At 67.9% G+C, this 18,389-nt stretch carries 15 protein-coding genes; 8 read left to right on the top strand and 7 right to left on the bottom strand.

Annotation, left to right across the window (positions count from 1 at the left end):
- Nucleotides 1–15: 15 nt before the first annotated feature.
- Genes N415_RS14530 through N415_RS14500 form a run of 7 tightly spaced genes read right to left on the bottom strand, consistent with a single transcriptional unit; the run spans nt 16 to nt 7,830 of the window.
- Entirely contained in the window at nt 16–777 is a 762-nt protein-coding gene (locus N415_RS14530) for a TIM barrel protein (RefSeq protein WP_068182844.1), read from the bottom strand.
- Between the two features lie 7 nt (nt 778–784).
- Nucleotides 785–1,954, bottom strand: a complete 1,170-nt coding sequence (locus tag N415_RS14525) for a sulfotransferase (RefSeq protein WP_068182882.1) — start codon at nt 1,952–1,954, stop codon at nt 785–787.
- Nucleotides 1,951–3,078: an LLM class flavin-dependent oxidoreductase gene (locus N415_RS14520; protein WP_068182841.1), complete on the bottom strand. Its 1,128-nt coding sequence runs from the start codon at nt 3,076–3,078 to the stop codon at nt 1,951–1,953. Before N415_RS14520 ends, N415_RS14525 begins: the two co-directional genes overlap by 4 nt.
- The gene (locus N415_RS14515) at nt 3,075–3,857 is read right to left on the bottom strand and encodes an SDR family oxidoreductase (protein WP_068182838.1); all 783 of its coding nucleotides are present in this window, start codon (nt 3,855–3,857) and stop codon (nt 3,075–3,077) included. The genes N415_RS14520 and N415_RS14515 overlap by 4 nt, the downstream gene beginning before the upstream one ends.
- The gene (locus tag N415_RS14510) at nt 3,850–5,469 is read right to left on the bottom strand and encodes an AMP-binding protein (protein WP_068182835.1); all 1,620 of its coding nucleotides are present in this window, start codon (nt 5,467–5,469) and stop codon (nt 3,850–3,852) included. The genes N415_RS14515 and N415_RS14510 overlap by 8 nt, the downstream gene beginning before the upstream one ends.
- Nucleotides 5,470–5,479: 10 nt before the next feature.
- On the bottom strand, nt 5,480–6,220 hold the full coding sequence (locus tag N415_RS14505) for a GntR family transcriptional regulator (protein ID WP_068182832.1): 741 nt from the start codon (nt 6,218–6,220) through the stop codon (nt 5,480–5,482).
- Nucleotides 6,220–7,830: an SMP-30/gluconolactonase/LRE family protein gene (locus tag N415_RS14500; RefSeq protein ID WP_068182830.1), complete on the bottom strand. Its 1,611-nt coding sequence runs from the start codon at nt 7,828–7,830 to the stop codon at nt 6,220–6,222. The genes N415_RS14505 and N415_RS14500 overlap by 1 nt, the downstream gene beginning before the upstream one ends.
- Before the next feature lie 185 nt (nt 7,831–8,015).
- On the opposite strand from N415_RS14500, the gene N415_RS14495 reads away from it, so the two are divergent.
- Genes N415_RS14495 through N415_RS14460 form a run of 8 tightly spaced genes read left to right on the top strand, consistent with a single transcriptional unit; the run spans nt 8,016 to nt 18,389 of the window.
- Entirely contained in the window at nt 8,016–8,864 is an 849-nt protein-coding gene (locus N415_RS14495) for an SDR family oxidoreductase (RefSeq protein ID WP_068182826.1), read from the top strand.
- Nucleotides 8,865–8,905: 41 nt separating this feature from the next.
- Nucleotides 8,906–10,228 (top strand): aromatic ring-hydroxylating dioxygenase subunit alpha, encoded by a 1,323-nt coding sequence (locus N415_RS14490; RefSeq protein WP_068182823.1) that lies wholly within the window; start codon nt 8,906–8,908, stop codon nt 10,226–10,228.
- A complete protein-coding gene (locus N415_RS14485) occupies nt 10,225–12,081 on the top strand; it encodes an NAD(P)/FAD-dependent oxidoreductase (RefSeq protein ID WP_068182821.1) in 1,857 nt (618 codons plus the stop codon). Before N415_RS14490 ends, N415_RS14485 begins: the two co-directional genes overlap by 4 nt.
- Entirely contained in the window at nt 12,082–13,017 is a 936-nt protein-coding gene (locus N415_RS14480) for an SDR family NAD(P)-dependent oxidoreductase (protein ID WP_068182818.1), read from the top strand.
- A gap of 19 nt (nt 13,018–13,036) precedes the next feature.
- The gene (locus N415_RS14475; RefSeq protein ID WP_068182880.1) at nt 13,037–14,230 is read left to right on the top strand and encodes a CoA transferase; all 1,194 of its coding nucleotides are present in this window, start codon (nt 13,037–13,039) and stop codon (nt 14,228–14,230) included.
- Nucleotides 14,231–14,232: 2 nt separating this feature from the next.
- Nucleotides 14,233–15,951 (top strand): thiamine pyrophosphate-binding protein, encoded by a 1,719-nt coding sequence (locus tag N415_RS14470; protein ID WP_068182816.1) that lies wholly within the window; start codon nt 14,233–14,235, stop codon nt 15,949–15,951.
- Nucleotides 15,952–15,967: 16 nt separating this feature from the next.
- Nucleotides 15,968–17,398, top strand: coding sequence for an aldehyde dehydrogenase family protein (locus tag N415_RS14465; RefSeq protein WP_068182812.1), 1,431 nt, complete (start codon nt 15,968–15,970; stop codon nt 17,396–17,398).
- Between the two features lie 7 nt (nt 17,399–17,405).
- Nucleotides 17,406–18,389 (top strand): MDR family oxidoreductase, encoded by a 984-nt coding sequence (locus N415_RS14460; RefSeq protein WP_068182809.1) that lies wholly within the window; start codon nt 17,406–17,408, stop codon nt 18,387–18,389.

Below are 18,389 nucleotides of genomic sequence, written 5' to 3'. Positions count from 1 at the left end.
TCCTTTCTCGACTGCTCAGCCGTCGAGCCTGTCGAGCATCGCGCGCACCGTCGCGCACGCCCGCCCGGCCGCTGCCAACCTGCCCTCCGCGTCGATGCGGGGGCCGAGCAACTCCAGGTCGAAACCGAACCGGTAGCCCCCGGCCAATGCCTGGGCCACGAATGATTCGACCGGAATCGCGCCGTCGCCGGGTACCGCGCGGGCCGGTAGGGCCCGGTCGCCCAGCACGTAATCGCTCAGCTGGATCAATTGCGTGCGGGGCAGCGCCCGCCGCAGCAGGCCCCCGAGATCGGCTTCGGCCCAGCAGTGAAACAGGTCGATGCAGATGCCGAGCCCCGCCAGCTCGGCGAGGGTGATCGTGTCGCGCAGGCTGTGCGCGAGATGGATGTCGGCGTAGAGGCTCGACGCGTTTTCGATGGCCAGGCCGACGCCGGCCTGCCCGGCCTGTTGCACGCACGGCTCGATCGCGCCGCAAAACCGCTCGGCCGCCTGCTCCCAGGTGAGCCCGTCTCGGCCGCCGGTGAGCAGGTAGATGCACCGCGCACCCGTCGTTGCGGCGGCATCGATCAGCCGGGACAGGTCCGGCCCGGCGCGGAACAGGTGGTAGACCGCTTCGACCGCGTACTCTTCGGCGCGGATCAGGCGGACGAAGGCGGGGTCGAGGAGTTGGGTGTCGAGGATGCTGAGGTGCCGCAGGCCAAGGACCGTCCAATTCTGGTGCAGCTCATCGGTATACGCCCCGAGGAACGTCACGTTGTGGACCGATAGCGCGCGCACGGGTGCCTCAGTCCCGCTTTTCGATGCTGACCCCGAACCGCTCCCGGAAGGGCGCGAACTCGGCGTGCAGGTCGTCGAGGTTCTCGCCGATGTCGGTCAGCAACCGGGTGGAGTAGCGGAACTTCCCGTAGCGGTCGCCGCGGTTGTAGGCCAGGTAATCGCGCATCGACGCCTCGGCCTCGCCGGTGAGAGTCCGCCCGCAGAAGGCGTAGTAGCGCCCGACGGTCGCGACCGGGTCGGCGATGAAATCGGCGTAGGGGATGTGCAGGATTCGCGGGTCGTCGACCAGCGGGTTGGTCATGGTGTTGGCGATGCTGGCCCGGGTCATCTCGAGGTGCTTCTTCGCCTCGACCGCGAGATCGATCGGGCCGACGATGCCGTCGAGGATGTCGGCCATCATCATGGTGCGCGACGCCGCCACCTGGACGGGGTCGCGATGCAGCCACAGCAGGTTCGCGTCGGGATAGGTATCGAAGAGCTCCTTGAGCCGAAAGCCGTGAAACCCCTTCAGCACCCAGTACTTCCGGGGCCGGTTGTATTGAAACTGCTGCAGCATCGCCTTGTGCAGGCGGTACTGCGCGGCCGGGTCCGTCGGCAGGCCGCCGACGAGGGTCTGCATCGGCACCCGCCACCACGCCGTCGGGGTCATCACCCGGAAGTCGAAGGCCCAGGTGCGCTCGTCTTCGGGCAGACCGTCGCCGAGCATGTCGTTGTAGGGGTGGCTGAGCAGCCACTTGGGCATCTTCGCGTTGATCTCGCGCCAATCGGCGTCGGCCCGGGCGCGGCGGGGGTCGTCGGGGCGGGTGGTGCCGGGTGGCGGCGACGGGTACATCACCTCCCAGAACCGCAGCGCGCGTGCGTGCGGGTCCACCGCCATCAGGGCGTGCACGAGCGTGGTTCCCGAGCGCGGCTCCCCCGTGACGAACATCGGGTGATCGATCATCTCGGCACCGATCGGATAGCGGTTGCGGTCCTCGATGAATTCCAGTCGCGACGTCAGCAGCCAATGGCACACCCCTTCGGCCTGTTCAATGCCGTTGGCGTCCATGCCGATACCGTTCAAGTGGTCGACGGCCAGGCGGAACCGCTGCGGCAGTGTCGGATCGCCGTAGTCGTCCCGCCCCGCCTCGGCCTGCGCGCGGGCAAGCATCGCGTCCGCGTCGAGTCCCGCCGTCACGGTTGCCCGCCACACAGGGTCAACAATTCGTCCTCCGTCTTGCGCACGTTGGCCGCCGACGCGGCGCTGAACTCCAGTCCGGCCATCGCGCCGTAATCCAGGATCTTGGGAACCCGGAGCCCGGCGTCCACATACGACTTGATGATTCGGGCGACCTGCCGGGGTGTGCCGTGCGGCACGACCGCCCGGATCGCTTCGGGCTTGACGCGGCCGAGGAAGTCGAGGATCCGGTCCCGTGTCAGCGTCGTCGGGTCGATGTCATGAAACCCGCCCCAGTCGTCGCCCATCGGATGGTCGAAGCCGAAGCGGCGCAGCACTTCCGCGGACACCTGCAGCAGGAACGCTGCCACCAGCGGAGCGCGCAGGATCCTTTCGATCGCGTCGTCGTCCTCGCCGATCAGGCAAACCTGCACGTAGCACGGCGTGATCGCCATCGGGTCGCGGCCGGCCCGTTCGGCCGATTGCCTTACCGCGCCGAGCATTTCGGCGTAGTGCTCGGGGGTCCACGCCCCGGCCGGCCACCAGCCGTCGGCGTAGCGCCCGACGATGTCGAGCATTCGTGGCCCGCTGGCGCCGATCCAGATCGGCGGGAAGCGCCCGTCGTAGGGCTCGGTGTCCAGGCGGGCGCGATGCAGCCGGTAGAACCGCCCCTCGAAGTCCACCGGACCGTCGCTGTCCCACAGCAGCTGGATGACCCGCAACGCCTCCTCGAAGCGGCCGACGGGCCGGGCGAAGTCGAACCCGTAGGGCACGATGTTTTCGCTCTCACCGCTGCCCAGGCCCAGAATGAATCGCCCCCGGGAGAGATGGTCGATGGTCAGCGCGCTTTGCGCCAGCATCGCGGGGTGGCGGCGCACCGTGTCCACGACGCTGGTGGCCAGCGGCACCCGTTCGGTCAGCACGGCCGCCGCCGCGGCGACCGCCATGCCGTCGAGGTGGCGATGCGGCGACGGCGACGACGTTGCGAGGTCGGTGAACTCGGGCGTCCACAGCGCGTCGGGCCAAAAGCTCACCATGTGATCCGGCAGCCAGATCGAGTGGTACCGACCGGTATCCAGCTCCGCCAGGCCTGACAGGTTCAGCGGGAGGGTGGTGCGCACGAACGCGGCGGGCGAAACCTTCACCTCGCTACCCACTCCGAGTTCAGGGCGAAGTCCGACATGTACCTGGTCGAGCTCCAGCCGCCGTCGACGACGATCGTCTGCCCGTTGATGAAACTCCCACCGGGCGAGCACAGGAACGCGACGGTGCTGGCGATGTCGTCGACGGTGCCCAGCCGCTGATGCGGCGTCAGCTCGGTGTTGATCTTGCGGAATCGCTCGTCCTGCAAGCGCTTCTCGACCATCGGTGTCACCGTGACGCCGGGCGCGACGGCGTTGCAGCGGATGCCGGCGGGGCCGTACTGGCAGGCGATGTGGGTGGTCAGGGCGGTCAGGCCGCCCTTGGCGGCGGAGTAGGCGCCGCCGCGCAGCCCGCCGACGACGGCGAAGGTCGACGTGATGTTGATGATCGCCGACCCGGGTGCCATGTGCGGCAGCACCTCGCGCGCGAGCCGAAACGGCGCCCGCAGCATCAAACCCAGGAAGTAGTCCAGTGTTTCGTCGTCGGTTTCGTGTACCGGTTTGGGGTTGCCGACCCCGGCGTTGTTGATCAGGAAGTCGACGTGGCCCCAACGGTCGACGGCGGCCTCGACGATGCGCCGCGGCGCGTCGTCCTGGGTCAGGTCGACGGCCAGGGTCGCGACCCGAGCCGGGTCGGCGATGGAGTTCTGCAGCTCGGCCAGTCGGTCCTCGTCGCGGCCCGTGCCGAGGACCGCCATTCCCATCTCGGCGAGTCTCTTTGCGCATCCCAACCCGATGCCGCTGGTTGCGCCTGTGACGATAGCGACCTGCATCTCACCCATCCTGTGTTAAAGCGGCCCTGATCCGATGTTTGAGGATCTTGCCCGCGTCGTTCTTGGGCAGCGCATCCCAAATGACCACCTGCTCAGGCGCCTTGAACTTTGCGACACCCTTGCTTTGCAGCAGGGCGAGCAGGTCGGCGACGCCCGGCTCTGACTCGCCCCGGTCCGCCGAGGGCACGATCACCGCGCACGCCCGTTCCCCGGTTCGCTCGTCGGGCAGCCCGACGACCGCGATTTCGGCGATGCCGGGGTGCTCGGCGAGCAGGTCTTCGACTTCCTTGGCCGAGATGTTCTCGCCGTTGCGAATGATGACGTCCTTTGCCCGCCCGGTCACGAGGAGGTATCCGCCTTTCAAACCAGCTGAGACCCAGCGGCCGAGGTCCCCCGTGTGGAAAAACCCTGCGGCATCGAATGAGTCGGCATCGTCGTGCGAATGCCGGTACCCGATCAGCATCTGCGGGCCGCGGACACAGATCTCGCCGTCGCCGTCGGATGCCCAGTCGTGAGCGGCGAGCTTGATCTCGGCGATGCCGGGCCGTCCGTCGGTGTCGGCGGCTCGGTCGGCTTCGTCCGGCCGGGGTGCGCCGACGGTGGCGACGGGCACCTCGGTGCATCCGTACACCCGAGTAACGACCGCTCTGTCGAAATAGTCGGCGGCGCGCCGGATCAGCGACGGCGACACCGACGCGCCGCCGCAGATGAACACCTTCAGGTCGGGCAGGCGGGTGCCGGCGCGCTCGGCGGCGGACAACAGCTGCTGCAGGAACGGTGTCGCACCGGCCATGTGGGTGCACCGTTCGCGATCCATGAGCGCTACGGCCGCCGCCGGATCCCACCGGTCCATCAGCACCGCGGTCGTGCCCAGCAGCAGCGGGCATTCGAACGCGTAGATCGACCCGCCGATGTGCGCGATGGGCGACGGGACCAGGAACGTATCGCCCGGCTCGACGTTCCACTGGTCACGGATCTGACTGATCAGCGCGTGCAGCGAATTGTGGCTGTGCAGCACGCCTTTCGGGCGCCCGGTGGTGCCGGACGTGTACAGGACCATACGCGCGGCGTCGGGATCCAGCCGCGGCAGCCGCGCGGGATCCGGCGGGTCCTCCAGCAGCGCCGGATACGGCGTGTGCGCACCGGATTCGCCACGCAGCACCACCACCTCGGGCGCGGGGTCCATTGTGGCGGTGACGCGTTCGAGCATCGCGGCGTAGTCGTGACCGCCGAACCGGTGCGGGACGAAGATCATCGCGGATTCGACGTCTTCGAGGATGAAGCGCAAATCGTGGTCGCGCAGCGACGGCAGGATCGGGTTCACCACCATCCCGGCCAGCGTCGCGGCGAGATAGACGACGGCGGCCTCGTGCCAGTTCGGCAACATGAACGACACCACGCTGCCGGTCGGCATGCGCGCCAGCAGGGCGTTGGCCAACCGGGTCGCCTCGCTGTCGAGCGCGGCGCAATCCAGCCGAGTGTCCCCGTCCACCAACGCCGTTCGCCCTGGCGTGGTCTCCGCGGCCGTGCGCAGCGAGTCCGCCAGCGTGGTGCTGACCCACAGCCCACGCCGGTATGCCTCCGCCGCGAATGGCGCGTCTCGGTGGGCCCGGGCTGTCACGTCCGTCGGCCTAATCATTCACGCGGCGCATGGTCATCGCGTACCGGAAGCTCGACGACAGGTGAGTGTTGACCGTTACCTGGGCGACCTCGCCGTCGGAGGTCTTGTAGGTGCGCCGCATCTGCAGCGCCGCCGTGCCCGCCGCGGCCCCGAGGCCGTCGGCCAGCTCGGGCGGCAGCAGCACCGCGGCGATCTCCTGGCGCAGCTCGGCGATGCTGACCCCGAACAGGTCCTCGATCAGCGGAAAGATCGGGCCGGTGTGGCGTTGCAGCAGCCGGCCGACCGCGGCGAAATCGCGGTTGATGTAGTACTCCGTTCGGCACAGGGGCACCGACGCGCCGTCGGCCCGCCGGTAGCCGCGCACGGACAGCCACTGCGTGCCGGCCGGCAGCCCGGTCCGCACGGCGAGTTCGTCGTCGATCTCCACCATCTCGTTGGACTCGATGGTCAGCTGCGCGCCGGACGCGAAGGCGAGCAGGTCGTCGATCGACATGGTGTCCTGCGCATAGGAACTGGTCGCCGGCCGGGGGACCACCCGGGTGCCCGCGCGGGGCCGCGACGCGACCAGGTTGTCCTCGCGGAGCCGGCGCAGCGCTTCGCGCACGGTGTAGCGGCTGACCGCGAATCGCTCGCACAGCTGGTGCTCCGTCGGCAGCTGCGAACCCACCGGGTACACGCCGTCGACGATCTCTTTGCGCAGCGTTCGCGCGATCTGCAGATAGCGGTGCTCGCTCGAGATCGCCTGGGACATCAGCGGCCGTCCGGCGATCGGCGCACCGCCAGCACGCTGCCGTCCCCGTCGGCCGAGACGTAGAGCGTCCCGTCGGCCGCGGCGGCGATGCCGGCGAAGGGGCCCTGCGGGCCGGAAAACGGCGGCATGCCTTTCAGCGGCTTGGGCACCACCCCCGCCGGGGGTCCGACCGGCAATCCCGACGCGATGGTCCGCCGATCCTTGGTGTTCATGTCGAACGCGACCAACTCGTTGGCGGCGGCGTCGACGATGTACAGCACGTCGTCATGCACGCAAATGCCTTGCGGGCGTTGCAGGTCGGCGACGACCGTGTCGATGGCCGAGCCGTTCAGTCGGATCACCCGTCCGACGCCGGCCTCCGCGACCAGGCATGCCCCGTCGCCGCCCATCGCGACGCCGACCGGCTCGCGCAAGCCGGTGGCCAGCGCGTCGACGCCAGCCGAGCGAACCGACAGCACCCGCCCGGTGCCCAACTCGGCGACGACGGGCCCACCCGGCCCGAGCGCGACGCCGTAGAGCTGGTCGAAACCGTCTGCCAGCACCTCGGTTTCGCTCGCCGCAGGCCGGTAGCGGCCGACTTGGCCGCCCGAGGTGGTGACGGCGAACTCGCCCGGTCCGCTCGACGCGACGCCCCGCAGGAAGCCGGGATAGCCGGGGCTGAACAACATCCCGACGGTCTGCAACGACCCGTCGGGCAGGGCGACATAGAAGTACGTGCCGTCGGCGACGTAGAGCCGCCCGTCGTGGCCAACGGTCAGATCCAGCGGCCAGTTCAGCCCGCCGGGCAGCACGGTTCGCGTCGAACCGTCCGACGATATCTCGGTGATCTCGCCGGTGAAATTGGATGCCAGCACGCGATCGCCGACCAGGGTGCAGTTGTCCAACCCCGGACTCAGCTGGGCCAGCAGCCGTTGCTCACCGCTGCGTGGGTCGATGCGCAGCACCTGGCCGCTGGCCACCTGGGTCGAGACGATGTAGCCCTGCGGGTCGAACTTGACCGAGTCGGGCACACCGAGATCGCCCGCGACGCACTGTGGTTCGCCGCCGTCGGGATGCACGCGCCAGATCTCGTTGGCGCCCATCACCGGGAAATACAGCATTCCGTCCGGGCCGACCTCCATCGCGTTGGGTGAGGGCACGCCCTCCAGCAGCACCCGCGGCGGCCCGCCGTTCAGGTCCAGCTCCAGCAGCCGCCCACCCTCGCGGCATTCGCCGATGAACAACCGGTCGCCGTGAAAGGTGATCCCGTTGGCCGACGGAACGTCGTCGCGCAGCACCCGGGTCCGGCCGGCGGTGTCGCGCACGCTGACCCGCCCGTCCATCACCTCGGTCGCGTACAGGTTGCCGCGCGAGTCGAACGCCACGTCGTCGGGAGCCACGATCTCGCCGCCCTTGGCGCTGATGACCCCCAGTTCCCCGGTGTGGGGATCCAGCGCGCTGATCTGGCTGCCGGTCACCTGAGCGATGTACACGCGCCCGTCCGGGCCGGTGCGCAGGCCATTGGCGCCGAACAGGCGGCTGGGAGCGGTGACCCGCTCGAGTCGCCAGCCGTCCGCGACGCCGATCGACTGCGGTACCGCGTAACGGGATGGCTGCGTCGCGATGGCCATATCCTGCCGAGGTCCTTCCGTCAGCCGTTTGAGCTGGACGCTATCAAGTTGTTCTAGTCCAGACAATAGCCGCCAAAGCATCCCGGCTCGCCCTTGACAGCACGCTTCGCCGATGGGAATAGTGTTCTCCAAGGGACAGAACGCGGTATCTTGTCCGGACAAAGCGGCGCAGTAGATAGCAGGTCATGGACGATCTTCTCGGGCTAGACGGGCGCGTCGTCGTGGTTTCCGGCGCCGGCGGCGGCGGCATCGGCACCACCGTCACGGCCATGACCGCCCGCGCCGGGGCAACGGTGATCGCGGTGAGCCGGTCGAAGGAAAACCTGGACGAGCACGTCGCCCCGCTGGCGCAACAGGGCCTGGCGGTGGTGCCCGTCGCGGCCGACGCATCGACGGACGAGGGCATCGCCACGGTGATCGACCAGACGCGGCGCGCCGACGGCAGCCTCTACGGTCTGGTTAACGTCGCCGGCGGCGCCGAGCCGTCGACGTGGATGCCGTCGACGCGGGTGACGCGTGAAGACTGGCGCAAGATCTTCACCGACAACCTCGAAACGGCGTTCTTCATGAGCCAGGCCGTGGCGGCCGAACTCGTCGCGCACCAGCGGCCCGGGTCGATCGTGTCGATCTCGTCGATCAGCGGCATGAACACCGCGCCGTTCCACATCGCCTACGGGACCGCCAAGGCCGCGATCGCGGCGATAACCCGGACGATGGCGCTCGAGCTGGCGATGTCCGGGATCCGGGTGAATGCCGTGGCGCCCGGCGTCACCGAGACGGCGGCCTCGCGCACCTACGTCGACGAGGACCCGGACCGGGATCGGCAGGCGATCGCGATGGGCCGGCGCGGCCGGCCGGAGGAGCAGGCCGGCGCCATCCTTTTCCTGCTCTCGGACCTGTCGAGCTACATCACCGGCCAGACGCTGCTCGTCGACGGCGGCCTCGACCTCAAGTGGAGCCACCTGGGCGCCGACAACACCTCGCTGTTCCTCAAGGACGAATCCTTCCGCGCGGCCATTAGGAGGATGTCGTGACTGACACGGAAGTCCAAGCGACCGAAGAACTTTCGAAACCCATGACGATCGGCGTCGAGGCCTACATCAGCGCGGACTACGCCCGCGCCGAGCGCGACAAGCTGTGGCGCAAGGTCTGGCAGCAGGTCGGCCGCGTCGAAGAGCTGCCCGAGGTGGGCAGCTACCTGACCTACGACATTCTCGACGACTCGATCATCGTGGTGCGCACTGGCCGTGACGAATTTCGCGCGCACCATAACGTGTGCATGCACCGCGGCCGAAGGCTGATCGACACGCCGCAGGGCGCGAAGAACGCCTCCGGCCGCGCCCGCAAGTCGTTCGTGTGCGGATTCCACGGCTGGACATACGGTTTGGACGGGGCGTGCACTCACATCCGCGAGCAACAGGACTGGCAGGAGGCGCTGACCCCGGAGAACACCCACCTTCGGCCGGTCAATGTCGACACGTGGGGCGGCTGGTTGTGGATCAACATGGACCCCGACTGCGAGCCGCTGGCCGACTACCTGTTCCCCGCCGCCAAGATCCTCGACCCGTTCGGTTTGGAGAACATGCGCTGCAAATGGCGCAAATGGCTTTACTTCGACTGCAACTGGAAGGTCGCGCTGGAGGCGTTCAACGAGACCTACCACGTCTACACGACCCATCCGGAGTTCAACAAGTTCGGCGAATTCAAGGGGTGGGCCAAGGCGCAGGGCAAGCACAGCAACATCGGCTATGACGCGCCGGACGACCTCGCCGCGACCAAGTCCAAGATCCGCCTCGGCACCGGCGCCGATCCCCGCGTGTCGACCGCGGAGATGCAGATCTACACGATGGAGGAAACCAACACCTCCACCACCGAGACGCTGGTGAACGCCGCCAAACGACTCGTCGACGAGCTGCCCGAGGGCACCCCGGCGGACAAGGTCCTCGAGCACTGGCTGGCGTCGGCGCGCCGCGACGACGAGGCCCGCGGCGTGATCTGGCCGACGATCCCGCCCGACATCCTCGGGCAGGCCGGCACGGCGTGGCAGATCTTCCCGAACTTCCAGATCGGTCAGGGCCTGACGGTTGCGCTGTGCTACGGCGCCCGGCCGGACCCCGGCTACAACCCCGACAAGTGCATCTTCGAGGTGTCGGTGTTCGAACTGTTTCCGAAAGGCGAAGAGCCGCAAACGGAGTGGGAATACACGCCGGTCGGTGACCCGCGGTGGCGCTCGGTGTTGCCCCAGGACTTCTCCAACATGGCCGCCGTGCAGCAGGGCATGAAATCGCTGGGCTTCCCGGGCACCAAGCCGAACCCCTACCGAGAGCGCAGCACCGTCAACCTGCACTACCAACTGTCGAAGTACATGGGCACCGGTGAGCCGAAAGAGATTCAATGACGAATTTCGACAGCTGTGGGCCGACCGACACCCCACAAGACATCGACATCGACGCGCTGCGCGAGAAGTATCTGCACGAGCGCGACAAGCGGTTGCGCCCCGAAGGATCTAAGCAATATCTGGAACTCAAGGGCGATTTCGCCGAGTTCTCGGAGGTCGATCCGCACACGCCGGTGACTCCGCGCACGCCGATCACCGAAGACATCGAGGTAGCGGTTCTCGGAGGGGGTATCGCCGGGCTGCTGGCAGGCGCCTACCTGAAGAGGTCCGGCGTCGACGATGTTCACGTCATCGAGATGGGCGGCGACTTCGGCGGCGTCTGGTATTGGAACCGTTTCCCCGGAATCCAGTGTGACAACGACGCGTACTGCTACATCCCGATGCTCGAAGAACTCGACTTCATGCCGAGCAAGAAGTTCGCCGACGGTGCGGAGATCTACGAACACTGTCGCCGCATCGCCAAGCATTTCGGACTGTACGACGGGGCGATCTTCTCTACCCAGGTGCGCACGCTGCGCTGGGATGACGAGATCAAACGCTGGCGGCTGCGGACGAATCGGGGCGACGACATCCGCGCCCGATTCGTGGTGATGACACAGGGCTCCTACAACCGGCCCAAGTTGCCCGGGATCCCCGGCCTCACGGACTACTTGGACGCCGGAGGCCACGCCTTCCACTCGGCGCGCTGGGACTACGACTACACCGGCGGCGACGCCAACGGCGGACTGCACAAGCTTGCCGACAAGCGGGTCGCCCTCGTCGGCACCGGGGCGACCGGTGTTCAGTTGGTCCCCCACCTGGGTCGGGATGCCCAGCATTTGTACGTATTCCAGCGGACACCCTCATCGGTGGACGAGCGCGGAAACGAGCCCACGAATCCGCACTGGGTGGAATCGCTGCAGCCCGGATGGCAGGCGGAGCGCAAGCGCAATTTCCATCGCTGGTCGCCGTTCGAGGGCGTGGTGTTCGATGCGGCCGATCTGGTGTGTGACTTCTGGACCGAGCTGGGACGCAACATGACTGCGCGCATCGCCGCCAGTGACGACCCCGCGTCGCTGGGAATCGAACAGATCATGGCGATCCGCGAGGAAGAGGACTACAAGATCATGGAGCGGCTGCGCCGCCGGATCGCCGACATCGTCGATGACCCCGATACCGCCGAAGCGCTCAAGCCCTACTACCGGTTCCTGTGCAAGCGACCGTGCTCGAGCGACGAGTACCTGCCGACCTTCAACAATCCCAACGTCACGTTGATCGACGTGTCGGAGTCCAAGGGCGTGGAACGGCTCACGGAGAACGGCATCGTCGCCAACGGCGTTGAGTACGAGGTCGATTGCGTGATCTTCGCCAGCGGCTTCGAGATCTCCACCGAGATCAGCCGCCGCTACGCGATGGATGCGATCGAAGGCCGCGACGGGGCATCGCTCTTCGATCACTGGCGCGACGGCTACAAGACCTTGCACGGCATGACCACTCGCGGCTTCCCGAACCAGTTCCACACCGGCTTCCTCCAGGGGGGCGTTTCGGCCAACACCACGGCGATGTTCGAGCAGCAGGCCGAACACATCGCCTACATCATTTCCGAGGCCATCAGCCGCGGCGTGACCACCGTCGAACCGAGTCAGGAGGGTCAGGACAACTGGGTCGCCACGATCCGGGAACTCGCGATCGACAACTCGGCGTTCGAAATGACCTGCACGCCCGGCTATTACAACAATGAGGGCGGCGGGGGCGGGGAGGGCATCCGCTCGTTTCTCGGGGAGCCCTACTCGCCCGGCTTCTACGCGTTCGACGACCTGCTCAAACAGTGGCGTGCCAAAGGCGACCTCGACGGTCTGGTGCTCGGAACGTAGATGACCGATTTGAGATTTGACGGCAGGGTGGCGGTGGTCACCGGGGGTGGCCGCGGGCTGGGCCGCTCCTACGCCGTGCTGCTGGCGTCACGGGGCGCGAAGGTCGTCGTCAACGACCCCGGGGGCGGCCTCTCCGGGGACGGCACCGACACCGGTCCGGCCGACAACGTGGTGCGTGAAATCGTCGCCGCCGGAGGGCAAGCCGTCGCGAGCACCGATTCGGTGGCGACCGCGGAAGGCGGCAAGGCGATCATCGACGCGGCGGTGGAACGCTACGGCCGCCTCGACATCCTGATTCACAACGCCGGCAACGTCCGGCGCGGCTCGCTGAAGGAGATGAGCTACGAGGATTTCGACGCCGTGCTCGACGTGCACCTGCGGGGCGCGTTCAACGTTGTGCGGCCGGCGTTTCCGGTGATGTGCGAGGCCGGCTACGGGCGCATCGTGTTGACGTCGTCGATCGGCGGCCTGTACGGAAACCACGGCGTGGCCAACTACGCGGCGGCGAAGGCCGGCGTGCTCGGGCTGTCGAACGTCGCCGCCCTCGAGGGCGCGGCGGAGGGCGTGCGGTGCAACGTGATCGTCCCGGCCGCGGTGACGAGGATGGCCGATGGCATCGACACCTCGGCCTACCCGCCGATGGGCCCGGAGCTCGTCGCGCCCGTGGTGGCCTGGCTCGCCCACGAAACCTGTTCGGTGACAGGGGAGATGTTCATCGCGCTGGCGGGTCGGGTGGCGCGAGCGGTGATCGCCGAGAGTCCCGGCGTGCACCGGCCGGCGTGGACGGTCGAGGACGTCGGCGCGCACCTCGACGCGATCCGAAACGTCGAGGCGCCGCTGGTCTTTCCGGTGGTGCCCGACGGTCACGGCCAGCACATCCGGTACAGCTTCGACCTCGCGCGCCGTTCCAGCGATCGAGGCGTGCTGCATGGCTAGCCGGGCGGGCGCGGGACCGCTGGCCGGCGTTCGGGTGATCGACCTCACCGCGATGGTGATGGGACCGTACTGCACCCAGATCATGGCCGACATGGGCGCCGACGTGATCAAAGTCGAACCGCCCCAGGGCGATAACACCCGCTACATCTCGGTCGGTCCGGCGCCGGGCATGAGCGGGGTGTTCGTCAACGTGAACCGCGGCAAGCGCAGCATCGTGCTGGACCTGCGCACCGACGAGGGAACGCGGGCGCTGCGCGCGCTGGTCGAGACCGCGGACGTGTTCATCCATTCGATGCGCGCCAAGGCGATCGCCAAGCTCGGCTTCACCTACGACGACGTCGCCGCGATCAACCCCGCGATCGTCTACACCAACTGCTACGGGTACGGGCGGCGCGGACCCGAACGGGACCGGCCCGCCTACGACGACACCATCCAGGCCGAATGCGGCCTGCCCGCGGTGCAACAGCAGCTCACCGGCGAGGCCGACTACGTCGGCACCATCATGGCCGACAAGGTCGCCGGGCTGACCGCGCTGTACGCGACGACCATGGCGCTGTTCCACCGCGAGCGCACCGGCGAGGGGCAGGAGGTCGAGGTCGCCATGTTCGAAACCATGGCCTCGTTCATGCTCGTCGAGCACGCCAACGGCGCCCTCTTCGACCCTCCCCTGGGCCCGGCCGTCTATCCGCGCACCGTGGCGCCCAACCGCCGTCCGTATCGCACCAGCGACGGCCACATCGCCGCGCTGATCTACAACGACAAGCACTGGAACGCGTTCGTCGACGCGGTGCGCCCGCCGTGGGCCGGTGAGCTGTATTCGACGCTGGAAGAGCGCGCACGCCATATCGACACCGTCTACGGGTTGGTGGCCGAGACGATGAAACAGCGCTCGACCCAGGAGTGGCTCGCGCTGTTCCGCGAGCTCGAGATACCGGCCGCGCCACTGAACACGCCGAGCGCGTTGTTCGACGATCCGCACCTCAACGCCGTCGGCATGTTCCAGACCGTCGACACCCCGCACGGGCCGGTGCGGTTTCCCGGCGTGCCCACCTGGTTCTCCCGGACACCGGGTCGGGTCGCCGGGCCGGCGCCCGAACTCGGGGCCGACACCGCCGAAGTGCTCGCCGAAATCGGCACGAGCAGACACAGAATCGCACGAAATAGTCTGCCAGAGGGCGATTTTGCGTCTGCTCGCGAGGGAACGGAGTTTTAAACATGGCTGTGCCCGTCTACAAGCGCATCCTCGACCTGTTCGAGGTCGAGGGCGTGAACACGCTGTTCGGCATCCCGGATCCGAACTTCGTGCACATGTTCACGGAGGCCGACGCCCGCGGATGGTCCGTGGTCGCACCGCATCACGAGCTGAGCGCGGGCTTCATGGCCGAGGCGGCGTCGCGGATGACGGGCAAGCCCGGCCTGTGCATCGGCACGCTCGGACCCGGCATGGCCAACATCGCCGGAGCGATCCAGTGCGCGAAGGTCGAGAACTCGCCGGTGATCTTCATCGGCGGCCAGCGCGCCCGCATCACCGAGCGCCGGGTCCGGCGCGGCCGCATCCAGTTCGTCCGGCAGGAACCGCTGTTCGCACCGTCGGTCAAGTACAGCGCGTCGATCGAGTACGCCGACCAGACCGACGAAATCATTCACGAGGCGATCCGCCGGGCCATGTCGGGAACACCCGGACCCGCCTACATCGAGTACCCGTCGCACGTCATCCTCGAAGAGCTCGACGTGCCGGATCCGCTGCCACCCAACAGGTATCGGCTCGTCAACCAGACCGCGGGCGAGCGCGAGGTCGCCGAGGCGGCGAAGCTGATCCGGGCGGCCGAAAGCCCGATCCTGCTGGTCGGACACGGGGTCCACACCTCGCGGACCGGTGCTGCGGTCCGGGAGCTGGCCGACCTAATGGCCTGCCCGGTGATCCAGACCTCGGGCGGCACGTCGTTCATCGACGGCCTACAGGACCGCACCTTCGCCTACGGGTTCTCACCGGCGGCCGTCGAGGCGGTGGTGAAGTCCGATCTGTGCGTCGCGCTCGGCACGGAGCTCGGCGAACCAAGCCACTACGGCCGGACCCGCCACTGGGCACCCAACGACGCGACACGCAAATGGATTCTGGTCGAACAGGATCCGGTGGCCATCGGCGTCAACCGGCCCATCGACATCCCCCTGGTCGGCGACCTTCGCGGTGTGGTGCCCCAGCTGGTGAACGCGCTCCGTGACGAGCCGAGAAAGGCTTCGGCCGCTTCCCAGGCCGATCTCGACCGCTGGATCTCCGAGGACGCGGCGGAGCTGGCGCAGCTGGCGGAGAACGCGCCGACCGGCCGCACACCGATCCACCCGGCGCGGTTCGTCGTGGAGGCCACCCGAGCGTTCCCGAAGGACGGCATTTTGGTCCGCGACGGCGGCGCGACCGTCATCTTTCAGTGGACCTATTCGCAGGCCAAGCCGCGCGACGTCATCTGGAACCAGAACTTCGGCCATCTGGGTACCGGCCTGCCGTACGCGATCGGGGCGTCGGTCGCGGAGGGCGGCAAGCGCCCGGTGATGCTGCTGACCAGCGATTCGGCGTTCCTGTTCCACATCGCCGAGTTGGAAACCGCTGCGCGGCAACGGCTTCCGCTGGTGTGCGTGGTGGGCGTCGACCACCAGTGGGGCCTCGAGGTTGGCGTCTACAAGCGCACCTTTCCCCAGCCGTCACCCCAGCCCGGCGTGCACTGGAGCAAAGACGTCCGGCTGGACAAGGTCGCCGAGGGCTTCGGCTGCCACGGCGAGTACGTCGAAAAGGAGGACGAGATCGGCCCGGCGATCGAGCGGGCCTACGCTAGCGGCAAGGCGGCCGTGGTCCACGTCTGCATCGATCCGAAGGCCAATTCCGAGGAGATGCCCAAGTACGACGAATTCCGCACCTGGTACGCAGAAGGCACCCAGTAGGTAGTAAGGAGTAGTCATGCGCGAGTACTTGAAGTTCTACATCGACGGCCGCTGGGTCGACCCGGTGCGGCCCAACACCTTCGACGTCGAGAACCCGGCCACCGAACAGGTCGCGGGAAAGATCTCGCTCGGCTCGGCCGCCGACGTCGACGTGGCGGTCAACGCCGCCCGGCGCGCTTTCGACGGCTGGTCGCAAAGCACCCGCGAACAACGCCTCGAACTGCTGGAGGCGATCCTCGCCGAATACGGCAAACGGGCGGGCGATCTGGCCGACGCCGTCACCGAGGAAATGGGCGCGCCGCCGTCGCTGGCCGCCGGCCCGCAGGTGCAGCTCGGGCTCGGTCACCTGGTGACGGCGATCGACGTGCTGAAGAACTTCCAGTTCTCCGAACAGCACGGGGCGACGCTGATCGCCAAGGAGCCGATCGGCGTGTGCGGGCTGATCACGCCGTGGAACTGGCCGCTCAACCAGATCGCGGTCAAGGTCTACCCCGCGCTGGCGACCGGGTGCACGATGATCCTGAAGCCGTCCGAGGTGGCGCCCTTCTCCGCCTACATCTTCACCGAGATCCTCGATGCGGCGGGCGTCCCGGCCGGGGTCTACAACCTGGTCAACGGCGACGGCCCGGGCGTCGGCGTCGCGCTGGCCAGCCACCCCGATATCGACATGGTGTCGTTCACCGGGTCCACGCGTGCCGGTGTCGAGGTGGCCAGGAACGCCGCGACGACGGTGAAGCGGGTGACCCAGGAACTCGGCGGCAAGAGCCCCAACATCGTCCTCGACGACGCGGGATTCGCCGACAGCGTCCGCGCCGGCGTGGCCAACATGATGCCGAATACCGGGCAGAGCTGTAACGCCCCGTCCCGCATGCTGGTCCCGAATTCGCGGATGGCCGAGGCCATCGACATCGCACGCGAGGTCGCCGAGCAGGTGAAAGTCGGTAATCCCGAGGACAAGAGGGCGATCGGACCGGTGGCCTCCCAGGCGCAATTCGAAAAGGTCCAGGGCCTGATCCAGAAGGGCATCGACGAGGGCGCGACGGTCGTGGCCGGCGGCCCGGGCCGGCCGGCGGAGCTGGACAAGGGTTACTACGTCAGGCCGACCGTCTTCGCTAACGTCACCAACGACATGACGATCGCGCGCGAGGAGGTCTTCGGCCCGGTGCTGTGCATCCTCGGCTACGACGACCTCGACCAGGCCGTGCAGATCGCCAACGACACCGACTACGGCCTGGCCGGCTATGTCTCCGGGGCCGACCTCGACAAGGCCCGGGAGGTGGCCCGCAAGATCCGCGCCGGCTGGGTGACGATCAACCACGCCTTCGACATGAACTCGGCGTTCGGCGGCTACAAGCACAGCGGCAACGGTCGCGAGTGGAGCGAGTTCGGGTTCCACGAGTATCTGGAGGTCAAGAGCACCCTGGGCTACGCGCCCCAGAAGGGATGAAGCACAGATGTTTTCAGCAGTCTTGATCGACAAGGGTGACGCGGGACAAACCGTCGGGGTCACCGAGCTGGACGAGGCCCAGCTGCCCGACGGTGACGTCAGCGTCGACGTCGAGTACTCCACGCTGAACTACAAGGACGGCCTGGCCATCACGGGCAAATCGCCCGTCGTGCGCAAGTTTCCGATGGTGCCCGGTATCGACCTCGCCGGCGTGGTGACCGAGAGCAGCCACGCCGACTGGAGCAAGGGCGACCGCGTGGTGCTCAACGGTTGGGGCGTCGGCGAGACGCATTGGGGCGGGCTGGCTCAGCGAGCCCGCCTCAACGGTGACTGGCTGGTGTCCCTGCCCGCCGCCTTCACCACCCACCAGGCGATGGCGATCGGCACCGCCGGCTACACCGCCAGCCTTTGCGTCGAAGCACTCCTGCAACACGGGGTCTCCCCCGATCAGGGCGAGGTCCTGGTGACCGGCGCGACCGGCGGCGTGGGCACCGTCGCGATCGCGCTGTTGACCGCGGCCGGGTTCAAAGTGGCCGCGGCGACAGGCAAGTCGTCGGAAGAGCAGTTCCTCCAGCAACTCGGCGCCGTGACGGTGTTGGACCGCGCCGAATTGAGCGAGGCGGGCAAGCCGCTGCAGAAGGAGCGTTGGGCGGGCGTCGTCGACACCGTCGGCAGCCACACCCTGGCCAACGCCTGCGCGCAGACCCGGTACGGCGGCGCGGTCACCGCGTGCGGCCTGGCCGGCGGCATGGACTTCCCGGCGACCGTCGCGCCGTTCATCCTGCGCGGTGTCTCGCTGCTCGGCATCGACAGCGTGATGGCGCCCAAGCAGCGGCGGCTGACCGCCTGGGAACGCCTGGCACGCGACCTGGACGCCGGCGCGCTCGATGCGATCGCCCGAGAGATCGGGCTGGGCGAAGCCATCGCCTCGGCCGGCGAACTCATGGATGGCAAGGTGCGCGGCCGGATCGTCGTCGACGTCAACCGCTGA

This window comes from Mycobacterium sp. UM_CSW, from assembly GCF_000455205.1.
Lineage (GTDB): Bacteria > Actinomycetota > Actinomycetes > Mycobacteriales > Mycobacteriaceae > Mycobacterium.
Note: the sequence above shows the minus strand (reverse complement) of the source record. Positions and strands in the feature narration are given on the sequence as shown.